This is a genomic window from Micromonospora sp. NPDC005205 (genome assembly GCF_040608275.1).
GTDB lineage: Bacteria > Actinomycetota > Actinomycetes > Mycobacteriales > Micromonosporaceae > Micromonospora.
This window is the reverse complement of record NZ_JBEXHV010000030.1, coordinates 38,525-54,055: the sequence shown is the minus strand read 5'-3', so window position 1 is coordinate 54,055 and position 15,531 is coordinate 38,525. Positions and strand designations below refer to the sequence as shown.

The following is a 15,531-nucleotide window of genomic DNA, read 5'->3' as shown; positions in this document are numbered from 1 at the left end:
GTCCACGGCCGGGCTGGCGGCGTGGGCGGCGATCGGGCCGGCGAAGACACCACCGGCGAACGCGAGACCAGCAACAGACAGCATGCTCTTACGCAAGATCGTGTTCATAGGGGTAGCTCCTTCGGGGGTAGGACACCCCGACCGCCAAAAGGGGGCGGCGGCAGGGTGTGAGCACCTCGTCCGGCGCTGCACTTCACAAAGGGGAAAAGCTTGGGGGTGACGCCTGATCGGGCGTCGGAGTCGGCGGCCTGGCGAGCGGGGGCTCGTGGCGCCGGGACCCTGTGTAACGACCGGGGGGCCGGGGTCATTCCGGGGTGGCCCGTCCATCGGCACCCTCATCGAGGCGGTGCCGGTCGGTCGTTCGTGGGGGTTGTAACGACCGGGGGGCCGGGGTGATTCCGGGGTTGGCCCGTCCATCGGCACCCTCATCGAGGCGGTGCCTGCGGTTGGTCGTGGGGACTGTAACGACCGGGTGGAGGTTGGCTTTCCGACCTGCGCGACCAAGCCCTTCAAGGGGTCGGGCGGCGGGTCGGTGGTGCTGCGATCGTCAGGGTATGTAACGACCCCGGCCCGGCCATGATTCCGGCCCACGGGTGCGCCCGGTCACCGGACAAAAGCCGCGTACCTCGCAGCAGCCTAATCCCGGCGCACCGCCTGAATGCCCCAGACGGGACAAATCTCCCAAAGGGTCGTCTCTGTTTACGCCTCGCGACCCGACACTCAGCTTGATCCACTCGGGGTCATTGAAATCGGGGTGTCCGGGCCGGCGGGATGCCCCGACATCAAGGAACCCGTGTTGATCACGGCCCTGCCGGCGGCGGCGGGCCCTGGTCGCTCGGAACCGCATGGACGGCACGAAACCGCGCCCCCGCATGGACGGCACGAAACCGCGCCCCCGCATAGACGGCACGAAACCGCGCCCCCGCATAGACGGCACGAAACCGCGCCCCCGCATGGACGGCACGAAACCGCGCCCCCGCATGGACGGCACGAAACCGCGCCCCCCGGGCGGAGGGCGCGGTTTCGCGGAGTTGGGGACGCCTCGGGTCAGGCGACGTTGCGTTGGGCCGGGACGGTCGACTTGTGCGGGCGACCCAGGCGGGCCTCCAGTCGTGCGACGTCGACCCGGGCGTGCCGGCGGTCTGCCAGGTCCTCCCAGCCGACGGCGAGCAGTCGCAGGCGCTCCGACTCGCTGAAGCCGCCCCACACGCCGTAAGGCTCTCGTACCGACAGGGCGTGAGCGGCGCACTCGGCGCGTACCGGGCACGCGCGGCAGACCGACTTGGCAGTGGACTCGCGACGCAGCCGGGAAGAACCACGCTCACCGTCGGGGTGGAAGAACTGGGCGCTGTCGCGCCCTCGGCAGGCACCGAGTCGCTGCCAGTCCCAGAGATCGACGATGGGTCCGGGCAGTCTACGTACGTTCGACATCAGCACCCCTCCTCCCGCGCGGCTCCGCGAGAATCCTTATGGCCGGCATCCGGGCGGCGGGCCGCGCAGGCGCACCGTTCCCGGCCTGGATCTCCCGGTACCCGGGCTGTCGTCAACTCACACGTGTGTGATCGAAAACGTCCGAGAAATTGCGGCTTTTGCCCCATCTGTCGGAAAAGTTCGAAGGATTGCCCGGAACCCCCTCCCCAGCCGACCGCGTCATGGTCTGCTCGTTGGCGGAGAGGAGACCACAGTGCGTACCGTTCTTGTGTGCGTTCGGACACCACTCGCGGCCCAGCACCTTACTTCTGCTGCCGCGCGGCTGGGGTTGTCCGCGATCGTTCGTACCGCCGTCTCTGATCCCGAGGTGATGCTGCGGCTGGCCGAGCGACCGGCCGACGTGGTGCTGGCCGACACGGCCCTCACCCGGCCGGACAGCGCCGGCTTCGTCCGCCGGGTGTTGGCGCGTGCGCCGCAGGCTGCGGTGCTGCTGCTCGGCACCGAGGAGTCCGAGGCCGCGGCGGCCACCATCAGCGCCGGCGCCCGGGGGCTCATCCAGAATGTCGATCATGATCTGACCAGCGCGGTGGCGAAGGCGCTCCTGCTGCTCACCGCGCCTGGCCGAGCCTCCCGGCAGCGGATCACCGATCCGGCCCGTGACGCGGCGGCGGTGGGTGGTTCCGGCCGTTCCGGGCCGTCGCCGCGCGGTTCCGGCGAGCCCGGCTGGACGGCCACAGCAGCCGACGGGCCAGCCGGGGTGGCGTCGGTGCCGGTGCAGCGGGGCGACGACGAGGCGGAGGCGGGGACCGGCGAGTCGCCGGCGCAGACCGACCCGGGCCGTCCCGCCCCGAACGCCCGACCCAGTCGGGCGTCGATCGGCCTCACCGAGCGTGAGCTTCAGGTGCTGCTGGGCATGGCCGAGGGCAAGAGCAACGCGGAGATCGGCCGGGAACTGTTCGTCTCGGAGGACACCGTCAAGACACACGCCCGCCGGCTGTTCCGCAAGCTTGGCGCCCGGGACCGGGCCCACGCGGTGGCGGCGGGCTTCCGCGCCGGGCTGGTGGCCTGACACCCGAGCAACGCCGCCGCACGGCACGCCGCGCGGAAGCGAGCACGCCGCGCGGAAGCGAGCACGCCGCGCGGAAGCGAGCACGCCGCGCGGAAGCGAGCACGCCGCGCAGTCGGGGCACGCCGCGCAGTCGGGGCACGCCGCGCGGTAGCAGGGCACGCCGCGCGGTAGCAGGGCGCGCCACGCGGTAGCGGAGCATCCGACGGGTCAGCGGACGGCGGGCCACACGACAGCAGGGGTACGCCGCGCAGCCGCCCGGCGGCGTTACTTGGTGGCGGTCGGGGTGTCCGGCTCGTCCTCGGTGCCCTCGGACAGGGTGTCGTGCACCCCGTCCGCGTACCCCCGGGCGTAGTCCCAGGTCACGTAGTGGTCCGGGTCGGGGTCGTAGGCGGGTTCGTGCACCCGGGGCCGACCCGAGTTGAGCAGGTGCCGCAGGTTGCCGCGGAGCAGGTCCCAGTCGAAGTAGTGCGGTTCGCGACAGTCCTCGCATTCGATCACGAGCCCGCGAACCCCGATCGGGGCCAGCAGGGCCTGGTAGATCTCCAGGTCAGCGAGGTCTTCCAGCACATCCTGCCGCTCGACGTCGGTCAGCGGATCCGGCGTCGCGTCATCGCCCGGGTCATCCAGACCCGCAGTCGGATCGGCCGGGTCGCCGTTGAACGGGTCGATGGGCTCGTCGTGCACCCCCTCACCGTAGACCCAACGCGGCGCGAACGTCCGCCCCCCGGTCTCCGCGCCGGCCCGGCCTGCCACGGACGGGTCGCCCAGCTCACTGGGTACGATGAGGCGACGTGCCGGCTTCGTGGCGCGCTCCGGTGCCCGCCCGCGCCACCTCGCTGAAGCCCATCCGAGCAGCTCAGGAGAGCAATCGTGGAAAATTCGCCCAGCACCGATCTTCCGGCCGGCGGCGAGCACGCCGACCTGGGCGGCCACCTGCCCGAGCTGCCGGCCGGCTCCGCCCGGGTGGTTCCGCTCGGCCTCACCTTCGATGACGTGCTGCTTCAGCCGGGCGAGTCGGACGTGGTGCCCAGCCGTGTGAATACCCGGACGAAGCTCACCCGCAACATCGAGTTGTCCATTCCGCTGCTGTCCAGCGCGATGGACACGGTGACCGAGGCCCGGATGGCGATCGCCATGGCCCGCCAGGGCGGCATCGGCGTGTTGCACCGCAACCTCTCGCCGGAGGACCAGGCACACCAGGTCGACCTGGTGAAGCGCTCGGAGTCCGGCATGATCACCAACCCGGTGACCGCGAGCCCGGACGACACGCTGCGCGAGGTTGACGAGCTGTGCGGGCGTTACCGCATCTCCGGTGTTCCGGTGGTGGACGGCGACGGCCAGCTGGTCGGCATCGTCACCAACCGGGACATGCGTTTCGTCTCCGAGCCGAACACTCCGGTTCGGGAGATCATGACCCACACCCCGCTGGTCACCGCGCGGGTCGGGGTGAGCAAGGACGAGGCGCTGGCGCTGCTGCGTCAGCACAAGGTCGAGAAGCTGCCGATCGTCGACGACTCGGGCCGGCTGCGTGGCCTGATCACCGTCAAGGACTTCACCAAGAGCGAGCAGTACCCGGACGCCAGCAAGGACGACGCCGGCCGGCTGCGGGTCGCCGCCGCCATCGGTGTGGGCGAGGACGCGTACAAGCGGGCCCGTGCCCTTGTCGACGCGGGCGTCGACGTGCTGATCGTGGACACCGCGCACGGTCACCAGCGGGCCGTGCTGGACATGGTCCGCCGGCTCAAGGCCGACGTGACGGTCGACATCATGGGCGGCAACGTGGCCACGTACGCGGGTGCGAAGGCGCTTGTCGACGCTGGCGCCGACGGCGTCAAGGTGGGCGTGGGGCCGGGCGCGATCTGCACCACCCGCATCGTCGCCGGGGTCGGCGTGCCGCAGGTGACCGCGATCATGGAGGCGGCCCGGGCCGCCCGCCCGGCCGGTGTGCCGGTGATCGGCGACGGCGGCATCCAGTATTCCGGCGACATCGCCAAGGCCCTGGTGGCCGGCGCGGACACGGTGATGCTCGGCAGCCTGCTGGCCGGTTGCGAGGAGAGCCCCGGCGAGCTGATCTTCGTCAACGGCAAGCAGTTCAAGACGTACCGCGGGATGGGGTCGCTCGGCGCGATGCAGTCCCGGGGTCAGGCCAAGTCGTACAGCAAGGACCGTTACTTCCAGCAGGACGTGCTCAGCGACGACAAGCTGGTTCCCGAGGGCGTGGAGGGCCAGGTGCCCTACCGGGGGCCGCTGTCCCGGGTCGCCCACCAGCTGGTCGGCGGGCTGCGGCTGGCGATGGGGTACGCCGGTGCGGAGAACATCCCCGATCTGCACCGCCGGGGCCAGCTCATCCGGATCACCGCGGCTGGTCTGAAGGAGAGCCACCCGCACGACATCCAGATGACCGTCGAGGCGCCCAACTACCACACCCGCTGATCCAACACCCCCAACCACCTGGAGTCCCCCATGCGTGACGTGGTCGAGATCGGGCTGGGCAAGACCGCGCAGCGCGGCTACCACCTGGACGACATCGCCATCGTGCCGAGCCGCCGTACCCGGGACGTCGACGACGTCTCGACGTCGTGGCAGCTCGACGCGTACCCGTTCGGCATTCCGTGCGTCGGCCACCCCTCCGACGCCACCATGAGCCCGGCCTCCGCGGTGCGGCTCGGTCAGCTCGGCGGCCTCGGCGTGCTCAACGTCGAGGGGCTCTGGACCCGCTACGAGAACCCGACCAAGGTGCTGGACGAGCTGGCCGGCCTCGACGAGGAGGCCCGCGCCACCAAGCGGCTCCAGGAGGTGTACGCCGAGCCGATCCGCCCGGACCTGATCGCCGAGCGGGTCCGTGAGCTGCGCGCCGGTGGCGGCACCGTGGCGGTGCGGGTCTCCCCGCAGCACACCCTCGCGCTGGCGCCGGTGATCCTGGACGCCGGGGTGGACATCCTGGTCATCCAGGGCACCATCGTCTCGGCCGAGCACGTGTCGACCACCGATGAGCCGCTGAACCTCAAGGAGTTCATCGCCGACCTCGATCTGCCGGTGATCGTCGGTGGCTGCACGGACTACAAGACGGCGCTGCACCTGATGCGTACCGGCGCGGCCGGCGTGATCGTGGGCATCGGTGGCGACGAGTGGTCGACCACCGAGTCGGTGCTGGGCATCCGGGTGCCGATGGCCACCGCGATCGCCGACGCAGCGGCGGCCCGCCGTGACTACCTGGACGAGACCGGTGGCCGGTACGTGCACCTGATCGCCGACGGTGACATCCAGACGTCGGGCGACATCGCCAAGGCGCTCGGCTGCGGCGCGGACGCGGTGATGCTCGGTGAGCCGCTGTCGCTCTGCGACGAGGCCCCGGCCGGTGGCGCCTGGTGGCACTCGGCGGCGAGTCACCCGTCGCTGCCCCGGGGTGCCTTCGAGGTTTCCGGTGAGCCGCTCGGGTCGATGGAGCAGTTGCTCTTCGGGCCGGCGGACGAGGCCGACGGCCAGCTCAACCTGTTCGGTGGGCTGCGTCGGGCGATGGCCAAGTGCGGTTACCGCGACCTGAAGGAGTTCCAGAAGGTCGGCATGGTCCTCGACCGCTGACCCGTCCAAGACCACGAACGAAGGCCGGCCCGCGCACGGGCCGGCCTTCGTCGTGTTCAGTCGGCTGTCACTTCTCCACGTAGATGGTCAGGTCGGACATGTTGCGGTAGCTGGTCGCCGCGAAGTCGAGCGACTGGCCCTTGTTGTCCGCGCCGCCGGGGGCGGTGTCCATCTCCCAGTTGGCGTGGTGGAAGTTGCGCTCGCCGATGGTCTGGAAGAACTGCTGGAAGTTGAGGTCGCCGTCGCCCAGCGGGGTCATCTGGTACCCGTTGGGAACGCTGGTGTCCCGGTCGCCGTCCTTGGCGTGGAAGAGCGGGAACCGGGTGGTCCGGTCGGCCACGGTGAGGATCGGGTCGAACAGGTCGGTCACCTCCTGGCCGGCCGGGTTGACGTACTTCTGGTGCTTGTAACGGGCCACGTAGGCCCAGTAGATGTCCAGCTCGAAGAAGACGTACCTCGGGTCGGTGATCTCGAAGAAGTACTCCAGTCGGCGGATGCCGGAGGACCGGGTCTGCCGGCCCTGCTCGTCGCGTGGGCCCCGGTCGATCAGGAAGTTGTACGCGGCGTCGTGGTTGTGCGTGTAGAGCCGCATGCCCCGGGCCTTGGCCTGCCGGCCCAACTCGTTCCAGATGTCCGCGGCGGCGTCCCACTCTGCCTTGTACGCGCTGCTGGTCGGGTCGCTGCCGGTGCCGATGTTCTTCATGCCGAGTTCCTCGGCGATGTCCAGCTGTTGCTGGAAGGTGGCTGGCTGGATCGAGGCGTGGGTGCCGTTGGCCACCAGGCCGTTGTCGTCGAGGATCTTGCGGATCTCGGCGGGGGTGATCTGCCGGCCCAGGATCTCGGTGCTCTGGGTGTAGCCGGCGAACTCGATCTCCTTGTAACCGATCTCGGCGAGTCGGGCGAGGACGCGCTCGAAGCCGTACGGCACCCCGCTGTCGTCGGGCGCGGCGGTGATCCGGTCGCGGACGCTGTAGAGGATGATGCCGCGGTTCCTGGCCGGGATCAGCGGCTCCACCCGTAGCTTGCTCGCGTTGCCGGGGTTGGCGAGCGCGGGGGTGCCGGTGGCGAGGACGGGTAGGCCGGCCGCGCCGATCGCGGCGGCGGCGCCGGCGGAGGCGGCGAGCAGGGATCGGCGGCTGAGCCGGCCGGTGGGGGTGGCGTCGGGGGCGGTGTGGTCTGGCATGGTTCCACCTTTCGCGACGGTGGTCGGAGACAGACACTAACGTCGGTCTAAGTCGAAAGATAGGTTCGATCGACGGCAGCTTTTGTTTGATTCGACGAAAGTCACTGATGATCGTCGATACCGGCCGCGCGGCCCTCGATGCTGACTACGCTCGTCCTGACCGCATCGCCGCGGAGGGCCGCAACGCCGCAGGAGGCCGGGGGCCGCAGGAGGGGTGGGCATGGTCCGGACCGGACGCAGATTGCGCGTCGCCGCGCTGACCTGCGCGATCGGGCTGGCAGTCACCGGTTGTACCGGCGACGACCGCGACGGCTTCCGGCCCGGTGCCGCCGACGTCAGCGACCCGTACGTGCCGGGGCACGGCAACGGCGGTTACGACGTCGGGCACTACGGTCTCGACGTGCGCTACGACCCGTCGACCGACCGGCTGACCGGTCGAGCCGTCATCACCGCCACCGCCACCCAGGACCTGTCCCGGTTCAACCTGGATCTGGTCGGCCTGGAGGTCCGCGCGGTCAGCGTGGGTGACGCGGCGGCCGAGCACCGGCGCGGCGACGGCGAGTTGGTGGTGACCCCCCGCGACGGACTGCCGCGCGGCCGGCAGTTCACAGTGACTGTCGAGTACGCGGGCGTCCCCACGGCCGTCGACGACGGGGCGCTTGGCAGCGGTGGTTTCCTGCACACCGCCGACGGCGCTGTGGCGCTCGGCCAGCCCGACTCGGCCGCCACCTGGTTCCCGGTCAACGACCACCCGTCGGACAAGGCCACCTACGACCTGGCGGTGACCGTCCCGGACGGCCTGGCCGCGCTGAGCAACGGCGTACCCGGGCCGAAGAGCAGCGCCGACGGTTGGACCACCTGGCGCTGGTCGGAGCGCGCCCCGATGGCCAGCTATCTGAGCACGCTCGTGATCGGCGACTACCGGGTGGTGACCGGCACGCACGCGGGTCGACCGATGGTCACGGCGGTGGCCGCGAGCCTGCCGAAAACCGGCGGCGCGGCCACCTCGCTGGCCCGCACCGGCGCGATCGTCGACTTCCTGGCCAGCCGCTTCGGCCCGTACCCGTTCGACTCGTACGGGGGGATCGTGATCGCCGACGACCGGATCGGGTACGCGCTGGAGACCCAGTCCCGGCCGGTCTACGGGCCTGGCTTCTTCGCGGACGACCGGCCGAACCCGAGCGTCGTCGCGCACGAACTGGCGCACCAGTGGTTCGGCGACAGCGTGTCGCTGACCAGGTGGAGCGACATCTGGCTCAACGAAGGTTTCGCCAGCTACGCCGAGTGGTTGTGGGAGGAGCACGACGGCGGCCGGACCGCCCAGCGCAACTTCGAGATCCAGTACGCGGCGACCGACTGGACGCAGCCGTCGGTCGAGCCGGGCCGGGAGCAGATGTTCGGCACTGCCGTCTACAAGCGCGGGGCGCTCGCCGTGCACGCCTTGCGCCGGACCGTCGGTGACGACCTCTTCTTCCGCATCCTGCGTACCTGGACCACCGAGCGGGCGGCGGGCAACGCGACCACGGCGGACCTCGTCGCGCTGGCCGAGCGGGTCGCCGGGCGGCAACTGCGTCCGCTCTTCGACGCCTGGTTGGTGGGTGGGTCGGCTCCCACACTGCCGTGATCCGGCCCCGCCGCCCGGTCGATATGCTGCCGCCTGCGAACGGCGGGTAGGCGCCGGTTCGCGTGGAACTGCGGAGGCCCTGACCGGCCACCGTGCGGAGAGGGTGTGGGATGCGCGGGACGCGGCACAGACTGCGAGTGGCTGCCGGCCTGCTGGTGACCGGTGCGCTCACACTGTCCGGATGCGACTCGGCGGGCCCGGAGGCGGTCCCGTCACCGAGCGCGTCCCCCACTCCGGCGCGGACGTTCGCCGCGGGCGCCGACGGGGTCGGTGACGCCTACTTCCCGACCTACGGCAACGGCGGCTACGACGTCGGGCGGTACACGGTGAAGGTGCGCTACGACCCGACCAAGGACCAGTTGACGGGTACGACAACGGTGCGGGCCACCGCGACCACCGACCTGTCGTCGTTCAACCTCGACCTGGCCGGCCTGACCGTCAGCGCGGTCACTGTGGACGGCGCACCGGCGACCCACAGCCGCAAGCGGAACGAGCTGGTGATCAAGCCGGCTTCCGGGCTGATCAACGGCAACGGGTTCGTCGCCGAGGTCACCTACGCGGGCAAGCCGAAGCCGCTGAAGAACGAGGCGCTCGGTGACGGTGGCTTCCTGCACACCGCCGACGGTGCCATCGCGCTGGGCCAGCCCGAGTCGGCCAGCACCTGGTTCCCGGTCAACGACCACCCGTCGGACAAGGCGGCCTACGACTTCGAGGTCACCGTTCCGGACGGTCTCACCGCGATCAGCAACGGCGTTCCCGGCGGGAAGACCAGCACGGGCGGTTGGACCACCTGGAAGTGGTCGGAGAAGTCGCCGATGGCCAGCTATCTGAGCACGCTGGTGATCGGCAAGTTCCGGATCACCACCGGTGAGCACAAGGGCCGCCCGGTCTACAACGCGGTCACCACCACCGAGCCCAAGGGGAACGCGGACTCGTCGATGGCGCAGACCGTCGCGGTGGCCGACTACCTGGAGAGTGTGTTCGGGCCGTACCCGTTCGACGCGTACGGCGGTGTGGTGATCTCCGACAGCCGGATCTCCTACGCCCTGGAGACGCAGAGCCGACCGGTGTACGCGGCGAGCTTCTTCCGGCGGGGCGAGAACACCGAGGTCGTCGCCCACGAGCTGGCCCACCAGTGGTTCGGCGACAGCGTCGCGTTGGCCAGGTGGGAGGACATCTGGCTCAACGAGGGCTTCGCGACGTACGCGGAGTGGCTCTGGGCCGAGCACACCGACGCGTACACCGCCAAGGAGGCGTTCAACAGGCGGTACGTCGAGATGTCCGCGCGGGTGTGGCAGACACCGCCGGGCAAGCCGGGCGCGGAGAAGCTGTTCAGCGAGTCGGTGTACCAGCGCGGCGGCATGACACTGCACGCCCTGCGGGTGGCCGTCGGCGACAAGGCGTTCTTCGAGATCATCAAGACCTGGGCGGCGGAGAAGCGCGACGGCACCGCCACCACTGCCGAGTTCGTGGCCCTGGCCGAGCGGATCTCCGGCAAGCAGCTCGACGCGCTCTTCGACGCCTGGCTCTACGGCACGAAGAAGCCCGCCCAGCCCAAGCGGCTCTGAGCCGCGGTCAGTTCTTCACGACAAGCTTGGGGTGGGCGGCCAGGTAGGCGTCGGCGCGGCCGGCGCGGAGTTCGGTGAGGAACGTCCGGCCCTCGGTGGTGAGCTGTTCACCCCGGTAGGCGCTGCCCTTGCCGACGCCGGAACCGGGTAGCCCGACCAGCGTGAAACGGTTCTCCGGCAGGCCACTGAGGGCGTACGCGATGTCGACGATCCGGCGTCCGCCCACGTAGACGAGCGTGTCGCCCAGCGCGGAGACCACCTGGTCGACGCGCTCGGGTTGCTTGGCCAGGCCCTCGTCCAGGATCTTGCGGGTCATCGCCCGGATCAGCTGCTGCTGGTGGCGCTGCCGGGCGTAGTCACCGCCGGTGATGTAGCGCTGCCGCGCGTAGTCCAGCGCCTGCCAGCCGTTGAGGTGCATCTCGCCCTTCTCGTAGACCTGCTGCGGCCCCTTGTAGCCGCCCGGCGCGCTCTCCCGGTACTTGCCGTCCGGTCGGCGGTGCAGTGACTCGACCCGCTGGTCGATGTAGATGTCCACCCCGCCCAGGGCGTTGACCAGCCGGTCGAACCCGTTGAAGGTGAGCACCGCGCCAGCGTCGATGCGCAGCCCGGTGTAGCCGCTGACAGTGCTGCGCAGCAGCTCGTACCCCTGGGCCGTGCTGGGCTGTTTGGGTTTGCCCGGCACCCGGCTGCCGAAGCTCATGGCGTGCGTGAGTTTGGTCTTGCCGCCCTTGTAGCCGGCCTTCGGGAACGCCGGGATGTCCACCAGCAGGTCGCGGGGGAGCGAGAAGAGGTACGCCCGATCCAACCCCTTGGGTACGTGCAGCACCAGAACGGCGTCGGAGTGCGGCTCCCATCCGGGCACGCTGACCCGGGTGTCCACACCGACCAGCAGCAGGTTGAGCGGGCCCGTGATGTCCGCGCCCGGCGGCGGACCGCTGGGGCTCGGGGTCGGCGTGCCGACCGGCGACGGGGTCGGTGAGCCGGCCACCGGAGCGCCCCCCGGCTTGTTGTCGCCGGTCAGCCGGGTGATCACCACGGTGCCGGCCGCGATCAGCGCGACGACGGCGAGGGCCGCCAACCCCAGCAGCAGCCACCGTCGGCGCGGCGCCATCGACCCGAGAACCATCTGTTTTCCTTCCACCCGTCTGGTGAACAACGCTCCGACGGGTGCTCCGGGTTGCGGCCGGGAGACGCCGGGGCGGTCGGCCGGAGCATGATCGCGCAAAAACGGGCGCTGGCGCGAGCGCTACTCGCGAGTAATGATGCCTGCATGCGGTACGACGTGCTCGTCATCGGGTCCGGCTTCGGTGGCAGCGTCACCGCGCTCCGACTGGCCGAGAAGGGCTACTCGGTCGCGGTGCTGGAAGCCGGCCGCCGCTTCGCCGACGACGAGTTCCCGCAGACGTCCTGGCGGCTCCGCCGGTTCCTCTGGGCACCGAAGCTGGGCTGCTACGGCATCCAACGGCTCACCCTGCTCCGCCCGGCCGGTCGACGATCCGGCGGCGGAGTGCTGGTGCTCTCCGGCGCCGGGGTGGGCGGCGGTTCGCTGGTCTACGCGAACACCCTCTACGAACCGCTGCCGGCCTTTTACGACGACCCGCAGTGGCGGGACATCACCGACTGGCGCGACGAGTTGGCCCACCACTACGACCAGGCGAAACGGATGCTCGGCGTCACCACGTACCCGGTGCACACCGGCGCGGACCGCGCCATGCGCGCGGTGGCCGAGCGGATGGGGGTGGCGCACACCTTCCACGCCACCCCGGTGGGTGTGCACATCGGCCGGCCCGGCCAGCGGATCGCCGACCCGTACTTCGGCGGTGCCGGCCCGGAACGCACCGGCTGCCTGCACTGCGGTTCGTGCATGACCGGCTGCCGGCACGGGGCGAAGAACACCCTCGTCAAGAACTACCTCTGGCTCGCCGAAAGGCTCGGGGTCACGGTCCGTCAGTTGACCACGGTGACCGCCGTCCGGCCCGCCGACGGCGGCGGGTACGAGGTGCACACCGAACGCACCGGAGCCTGGCTGCGCAAGGGTCGGCAGGTCATCCACGCCGACCAGGTGGTCTTCGCCGCCGGGGCGCTCGGCACCCAGCGACTGCTGCACGGGATGCGGGCCGACGGTGCGCTACCCGGGCTCTCGCCCCGCCTCGGCGAGCTGACCCGGACCAATTCGGAGGCGATCCTCGGCGCCTCGGTGCCCCGTCGACGGGCCCGCTCCGAGCGGTTGGACTACACCGAGGGGGTGGCCATCACCAGTTCGTTCCACCCGGACCCGCAGACACACGTCGAGCCGGTCCGCTACGGACGGGGCTCGAACGCGATGGGGCTGCTCCAGTCGCTGCTGGTCGACGGCGGCCCACACCGGGTGCGCCGCTGGCTGGGCAGCATCGTGCGGCAGCCCCGGTTGGCGGCGCGGATGCTGTCGGTACGCGGCTGGTCGGAACGGACGGTGATCGCTCTGGTCATGCAGTCCGTGGACAACTCGCTGACCACCCGGTGGCGGCGTGGCCCGCTCGGCAGCAGGTTGGTCACCGGCCCGGGCCACGGCGCGCCCAGCCCCACCTGGATTCCCGCTGGCAACACCGCCGCCCGAATGCTCGCCGACGAGATCGGCGGCACCCCCGGCGGCTCACTCACCGAACCGTTCGACATCCCGATGACCGCGCACATCCTGGGCGGGGCGGTCATCGGCGCCACCCCGGCCGACGGGGTGATCGACCCCTGGCACCGGGTGTACGGGCACGTCGGGCTGCACGTGGTCGACGGGGCGGCCGTCTCGGCCAACCTGGGCGTGAACCCGTCCCTGACGATCACCGCACAGGCGGAACGGGCGATGTCCTTCTGGCCCAACAAGGGCGACGAGGATTTCCGCCCGCCGCTCGGCTCCCCGTACCACCGCCTCGCACCCGTACCCCCGCAAAACCCGGCGGTCCCGCCGCACGCCCCGGGCGCGCTGCGACAGTGACCCGCCGCCACCTCCGCGATCTTGCACTTTCGGTCGCCGTTACGCGGCATTCGTGGCCTTTGTCGGGGCAGAAAGTGCAAGATCGTCGGGAGAGTGGATTGCCGGCGAGCCGGTGCCGGCAGCGGCCGTGACTGTCGGTAGGCTTCGTGCACATGAGCCTGCCTCGCCCAGTCCTCGTGGTGGACTTCGGAGCCCAGTACGCCCAGCTCATCGCCCGCCGGGTCCGTGAGGCGAAGGTCTACTCCGAGATCGTGCCGCACTCGATGCCGATCGCCGAGATGCTGGCGAAGAACCCGGCCGCGATCATCCTGTCCGGTGGCCCGTCCAGCGTCTACGCCCCGGACGCGCCGCAGATCGACGCGGGCGTGTTCAGCGCCGACGTGCCGGTCTTCGGCATCTGCTACGGCTTCCAGGCGATGGCCCAGGCGCTCGGCGGCACCGTCACCAGGACCGGCAACCGTGAGTACGGTGGCACCCCGCTGCGCCCCCGCCTCCTCGACCCCGGTGTGCTGCTGCGTGACCTGCCGGCGGACCTGCCGGTCTGGATGAGCCACGGCGACTGCGTCACCGAGGCGCCCGAGGGCTTCACAGTGACCGCCGAGTCGGCGGGCGCGCCGGTCGCCGCCTTCGAGGACCTGGCCGGTCGACGGGCCGGCGTGCAGTTCCACCCGGAGGTCGGCCACACCGCGCATGGTCAGGAGATGCTGACCCGCTTCCTCTACGACATCGCCGGCATCGAGCCGACCTGGACTCCCGAGAACATCATCGACGAGCAGGTCGCCCGGATCCGCGCCCAGATCGGCGACAAGGAGGTCATCTGCGGCCTCTCCGGCGGAGTCGACTCGGCGGTCGCCGCGGCGCTCGTACACAAGGCCGTCGGTGACCAGCTCACCTGCGTCTTCGTCGATCACGGCCTGCTGCGCGCCGGCGAGGCCGAGCAGGTCGAGAAGGACTACGTCAGTGCCACCGGCATCAAGCTGAAGGTGGTCGACGCCACCGACCGGTTCCTCGGCGCGCTCGCCGGGGTGACCGACCCGGAGCAGAAGCGCAAGATCATCGGTCGGGAGTTCATCCGGGTCTTCGAGGCCGCGGCCCGCGAGATCGCCGCCCACGGCGACGTCGAGTTCCTCGTCCAGGGCACCCTCTACCCCGACGTGGTGGAGTCCGGCGGCGGCACCGGCACCGCCAACATCAAGAGCCACCACAACGTCGGCGGTCTCCCGGAAGACCTCAAGTTCGCGCTGGTCGAGCCGCTGCGCACCCTGTTCAAGGACGAGGTCCGCACGCTCGGCCTCCAGTTGGGCCTGCCCGAGGCAATGGTCTGGCGGCACCCGTTCCCCGGCCCCGGTCTGGCCATCCGGATCATCGGCGCGGTCGACCAGGAGCGGCTCGACCTGCTCCGCCAGGCCGACCTGATCGCCCGCGAGGAGCTGACCGCCGCCGGCCTCGACCGGGGTGTCTGGCAGTTCCCCGTGGTGCTGCTCGCCGACGTGCGCAGCGTCGGTGTGCAGGGAGACGGGCGCAGCTACGGGCACCCCGTCGTGCTGCGCCCGGTCTCCAGCGAGGACGCGATGACCGCCGACTGGTCCCGGCTGCCCTACGACATCGTGGCCCGGATCTCCACCCGGATCACCAACGAGGTCGCGGAGGTCAACCGGGTGGTCCTGGACGTCACCAGCAAGCCGCCGGGCACCATCGAGTGGGAGTGAGCGCCGCTCAGGCCGCCGTCGGCGGGCTGGACGGGGTCGTCGGCGGGTAGAGCGGGGTCGTCGGCGGGTAGGGCGGCGTCGAGGCGTACCCCTGCGGTGGTCCGCCGGGCGCGGGCCCGGCGGTGGGCGGCGGGCCGTTCTGCGGCGCGACGCCCGCGGCGTGCGGCCAGGCCGGCGCGCCGCTGGGCTCCTCCGGCATCAGGAACCACATGATCGGGTACGCGAACAGCGCGAGCCCGCCGGTGAGCAGACCGGTGACCGCGAAGATCACCCGGACCAGTGTGGGATCGACGGCGAAGTAGCGGCCGACGCCGCTGGCGACCCCGGCGACCATGCGGTCGGTGGTGGGTCGCCGGAGCTGCTTGTACGGGGCGTGGGGAGCGGTGGTCGATGTCAT

General features: G+C 70.9%; 12 protein-coding genes. 7 read left to right on the top strand and 5 right to left on the bottom strand.

Features of this window, described 5'->3' with window-relative positions:
- Window positions 1-1,047: 1,047 nt before the first annotated feature.
- Window positions 1,048-1,431 (bottom strand): WhiB family transcriptional regulator, encoded by a 384-nt coding sequence (locus ABZU43_RS31865; RefSeq protein ID WP_355010075.1) that lies wholly within the window; start codon window positions 1,429-1,431, stop codon window positions 1,048-1,050.
- Between the two features lie 253 nt (window positions 1,432-1,684).
- On the opposite strand from ABZU43_RS31865, the gene ABZU43_RS31860 reads away from it, so the two are divergent.
- Window positions 1,685-2,500, top strand: coding sequence for a response regulator transcription factor (locus tag ABZU43_RS31860; protein ID WP_355010074.1), 816 nt, complete (start codon window positions 1,685-1,687; stop codon window positions 2,498-2,500).
- 264 nt (window positions 2,501-2,764) lie between these two features.
- Here ABZU43_RS31860 and ABZU43_RS31855 read toward each other — a convergent pair whose 3' ends face one another.
- Window positions 2,765-3,184 (bottom strand): DUF5319 domain-containing protein, encoded by a 420-nt coding sequence (locus ABZU43_RS31855; protein WP_355010073.1) that lies wholly within the window; start codon window positions 3,182-3,184, stop codon window positions 2,765-2,767.
- A gap of 186 nt (window positions 3,185-3,370) precedes the next feature.
- On the opposite strand from ABZU43_RS31855, the gene guaB reads away from it, so the two are divergent.
- Window positions 3,371-4,933, top strand: coding sequence for an IMP dehydrogenase (gene guaB / locus ABZU43_RS31850; protein ID WP_355010072.1), 1,563 nt, complete (start codon window positions 3,371-3,373; stop codon window positions 4,931-4,933).
- A 30-nt stretch (window positions 4,934-4,963) separates the two neighbouring features.
- Window positions 4,964-6,082: a GuaB3 family IMP dehydrogenase-related protein gene (locus ABZU43_RS31845; protein WP_355010071.1), complete on the top strand. Its 1,119-nt coding sequence runs from the start codon at window positions 4,964-4,966 to the stop codon at window positions 6,080-6,082.
- A gap of 67 nt (window positions 6,083-6,149) precedes the next feature.
- Here ABZU43_RS31845 and ABZU43_RS31840 read toward each other — a convergent pair whose 3' ends face one another.
- A complete protein-coding gene (locus tag ABZU43_RS31840) occupies window positions 6,150-7,265 on the bottom strand; it encodes a sugar phosphate isomerase/epimerase (protein WP_355010070.1) in 1,116 nt (371 codons plus the stop codon).
- Between the two features lie 220 nt (window positions 7,266-7,485).
- Between ABZU43_RS31840 and ABZU43_RS31835 the strand changes: the two genes are divergently transcribed.
- Window positions 7,486-8,889: a M1 family metallopeptidase gene (locus ABZU43_RS31835; RefSeq protein ID WP_355010069.1), complete on the top strand. Its 1,404-nt coding sequence runs from the start codon at window positions 7,486-7,488 to the stop codon at window positions 8,887-8,889.
- 110 nt (window positions 8,890-8,999) lie between these two features.
- Entirely contained in the window at window positions 9,000-10,457 is a 1,458-nt protein-coding gene (locus ABZU43_RS31830; RefSeq protein WP_355010068.1) for a M1 family metallopeptidase, read from the top strand.
- Window positions 10,458-10,464: 7 nt separating this feature from the next.
- On the opposite strand, the gene ABZU43_RS31825 is transcribed toward ABZU43_RS31830, so the two are convergent.
- Window positions 10,465-11,583, bottom strand: coding sequence for an LCP family protein (locus ABZU43_RS31825; RefSeq protein WP_355010067.1), 1,119 nt, complete (start codon window positions 11,581-11,583; stop codon window positions 10,465-10,467).
- 144 nt (window positions 11,584-11,727) lie between these two features.
- Here ABZU43_RS31825 and ABZU43_RS31820 point away from each other — a divergent pair, with 144 nt between their 5' ends.
- Together ABZU43_RS31820 and guaA are read left to right on the top strand one after the other, a co-directional pair.
- On the top strand, window positions 11,728-13,425 hold the full coding sequence (locus ABZU43_RS31820; protein WP_355010066.1) for a GMC family oxidoreductase: 1,698 nt from the start codon (window positions 11,728-11,730) through the stop codon (window positions 13,423-13,425).
- 152 nt (window positions 13,426-13,577) lie between these two features.
- Window positions 13,578-15,134 (top strand): glutamine-hydrolyzing GMP synthase, encoded by a 1,557-nt coding sequence (gene guaA, locus ABZU43_RS31815; protein ID WP_355010065.1) that lies wholly within the window; start codon window positions 13,578-13,580, stop codon window positions 15,132-15,134.
- Between the two features lie 7 nt (window positions 15,135-15,141).
- Here the strand turns inward: guaA and ABZU43_RS31810 are convergent, their stop codons facing one another.
- Window positions 15,142-15,531, bottom strand: coding sequence for a PspC domain-containing protein (locus ABZU43_RS31810; RefSeq protein ID WP_355010064.1), 390 nt, complete (start codon window positions 15,529-15,531; stop codon window positions 15,142-15,144).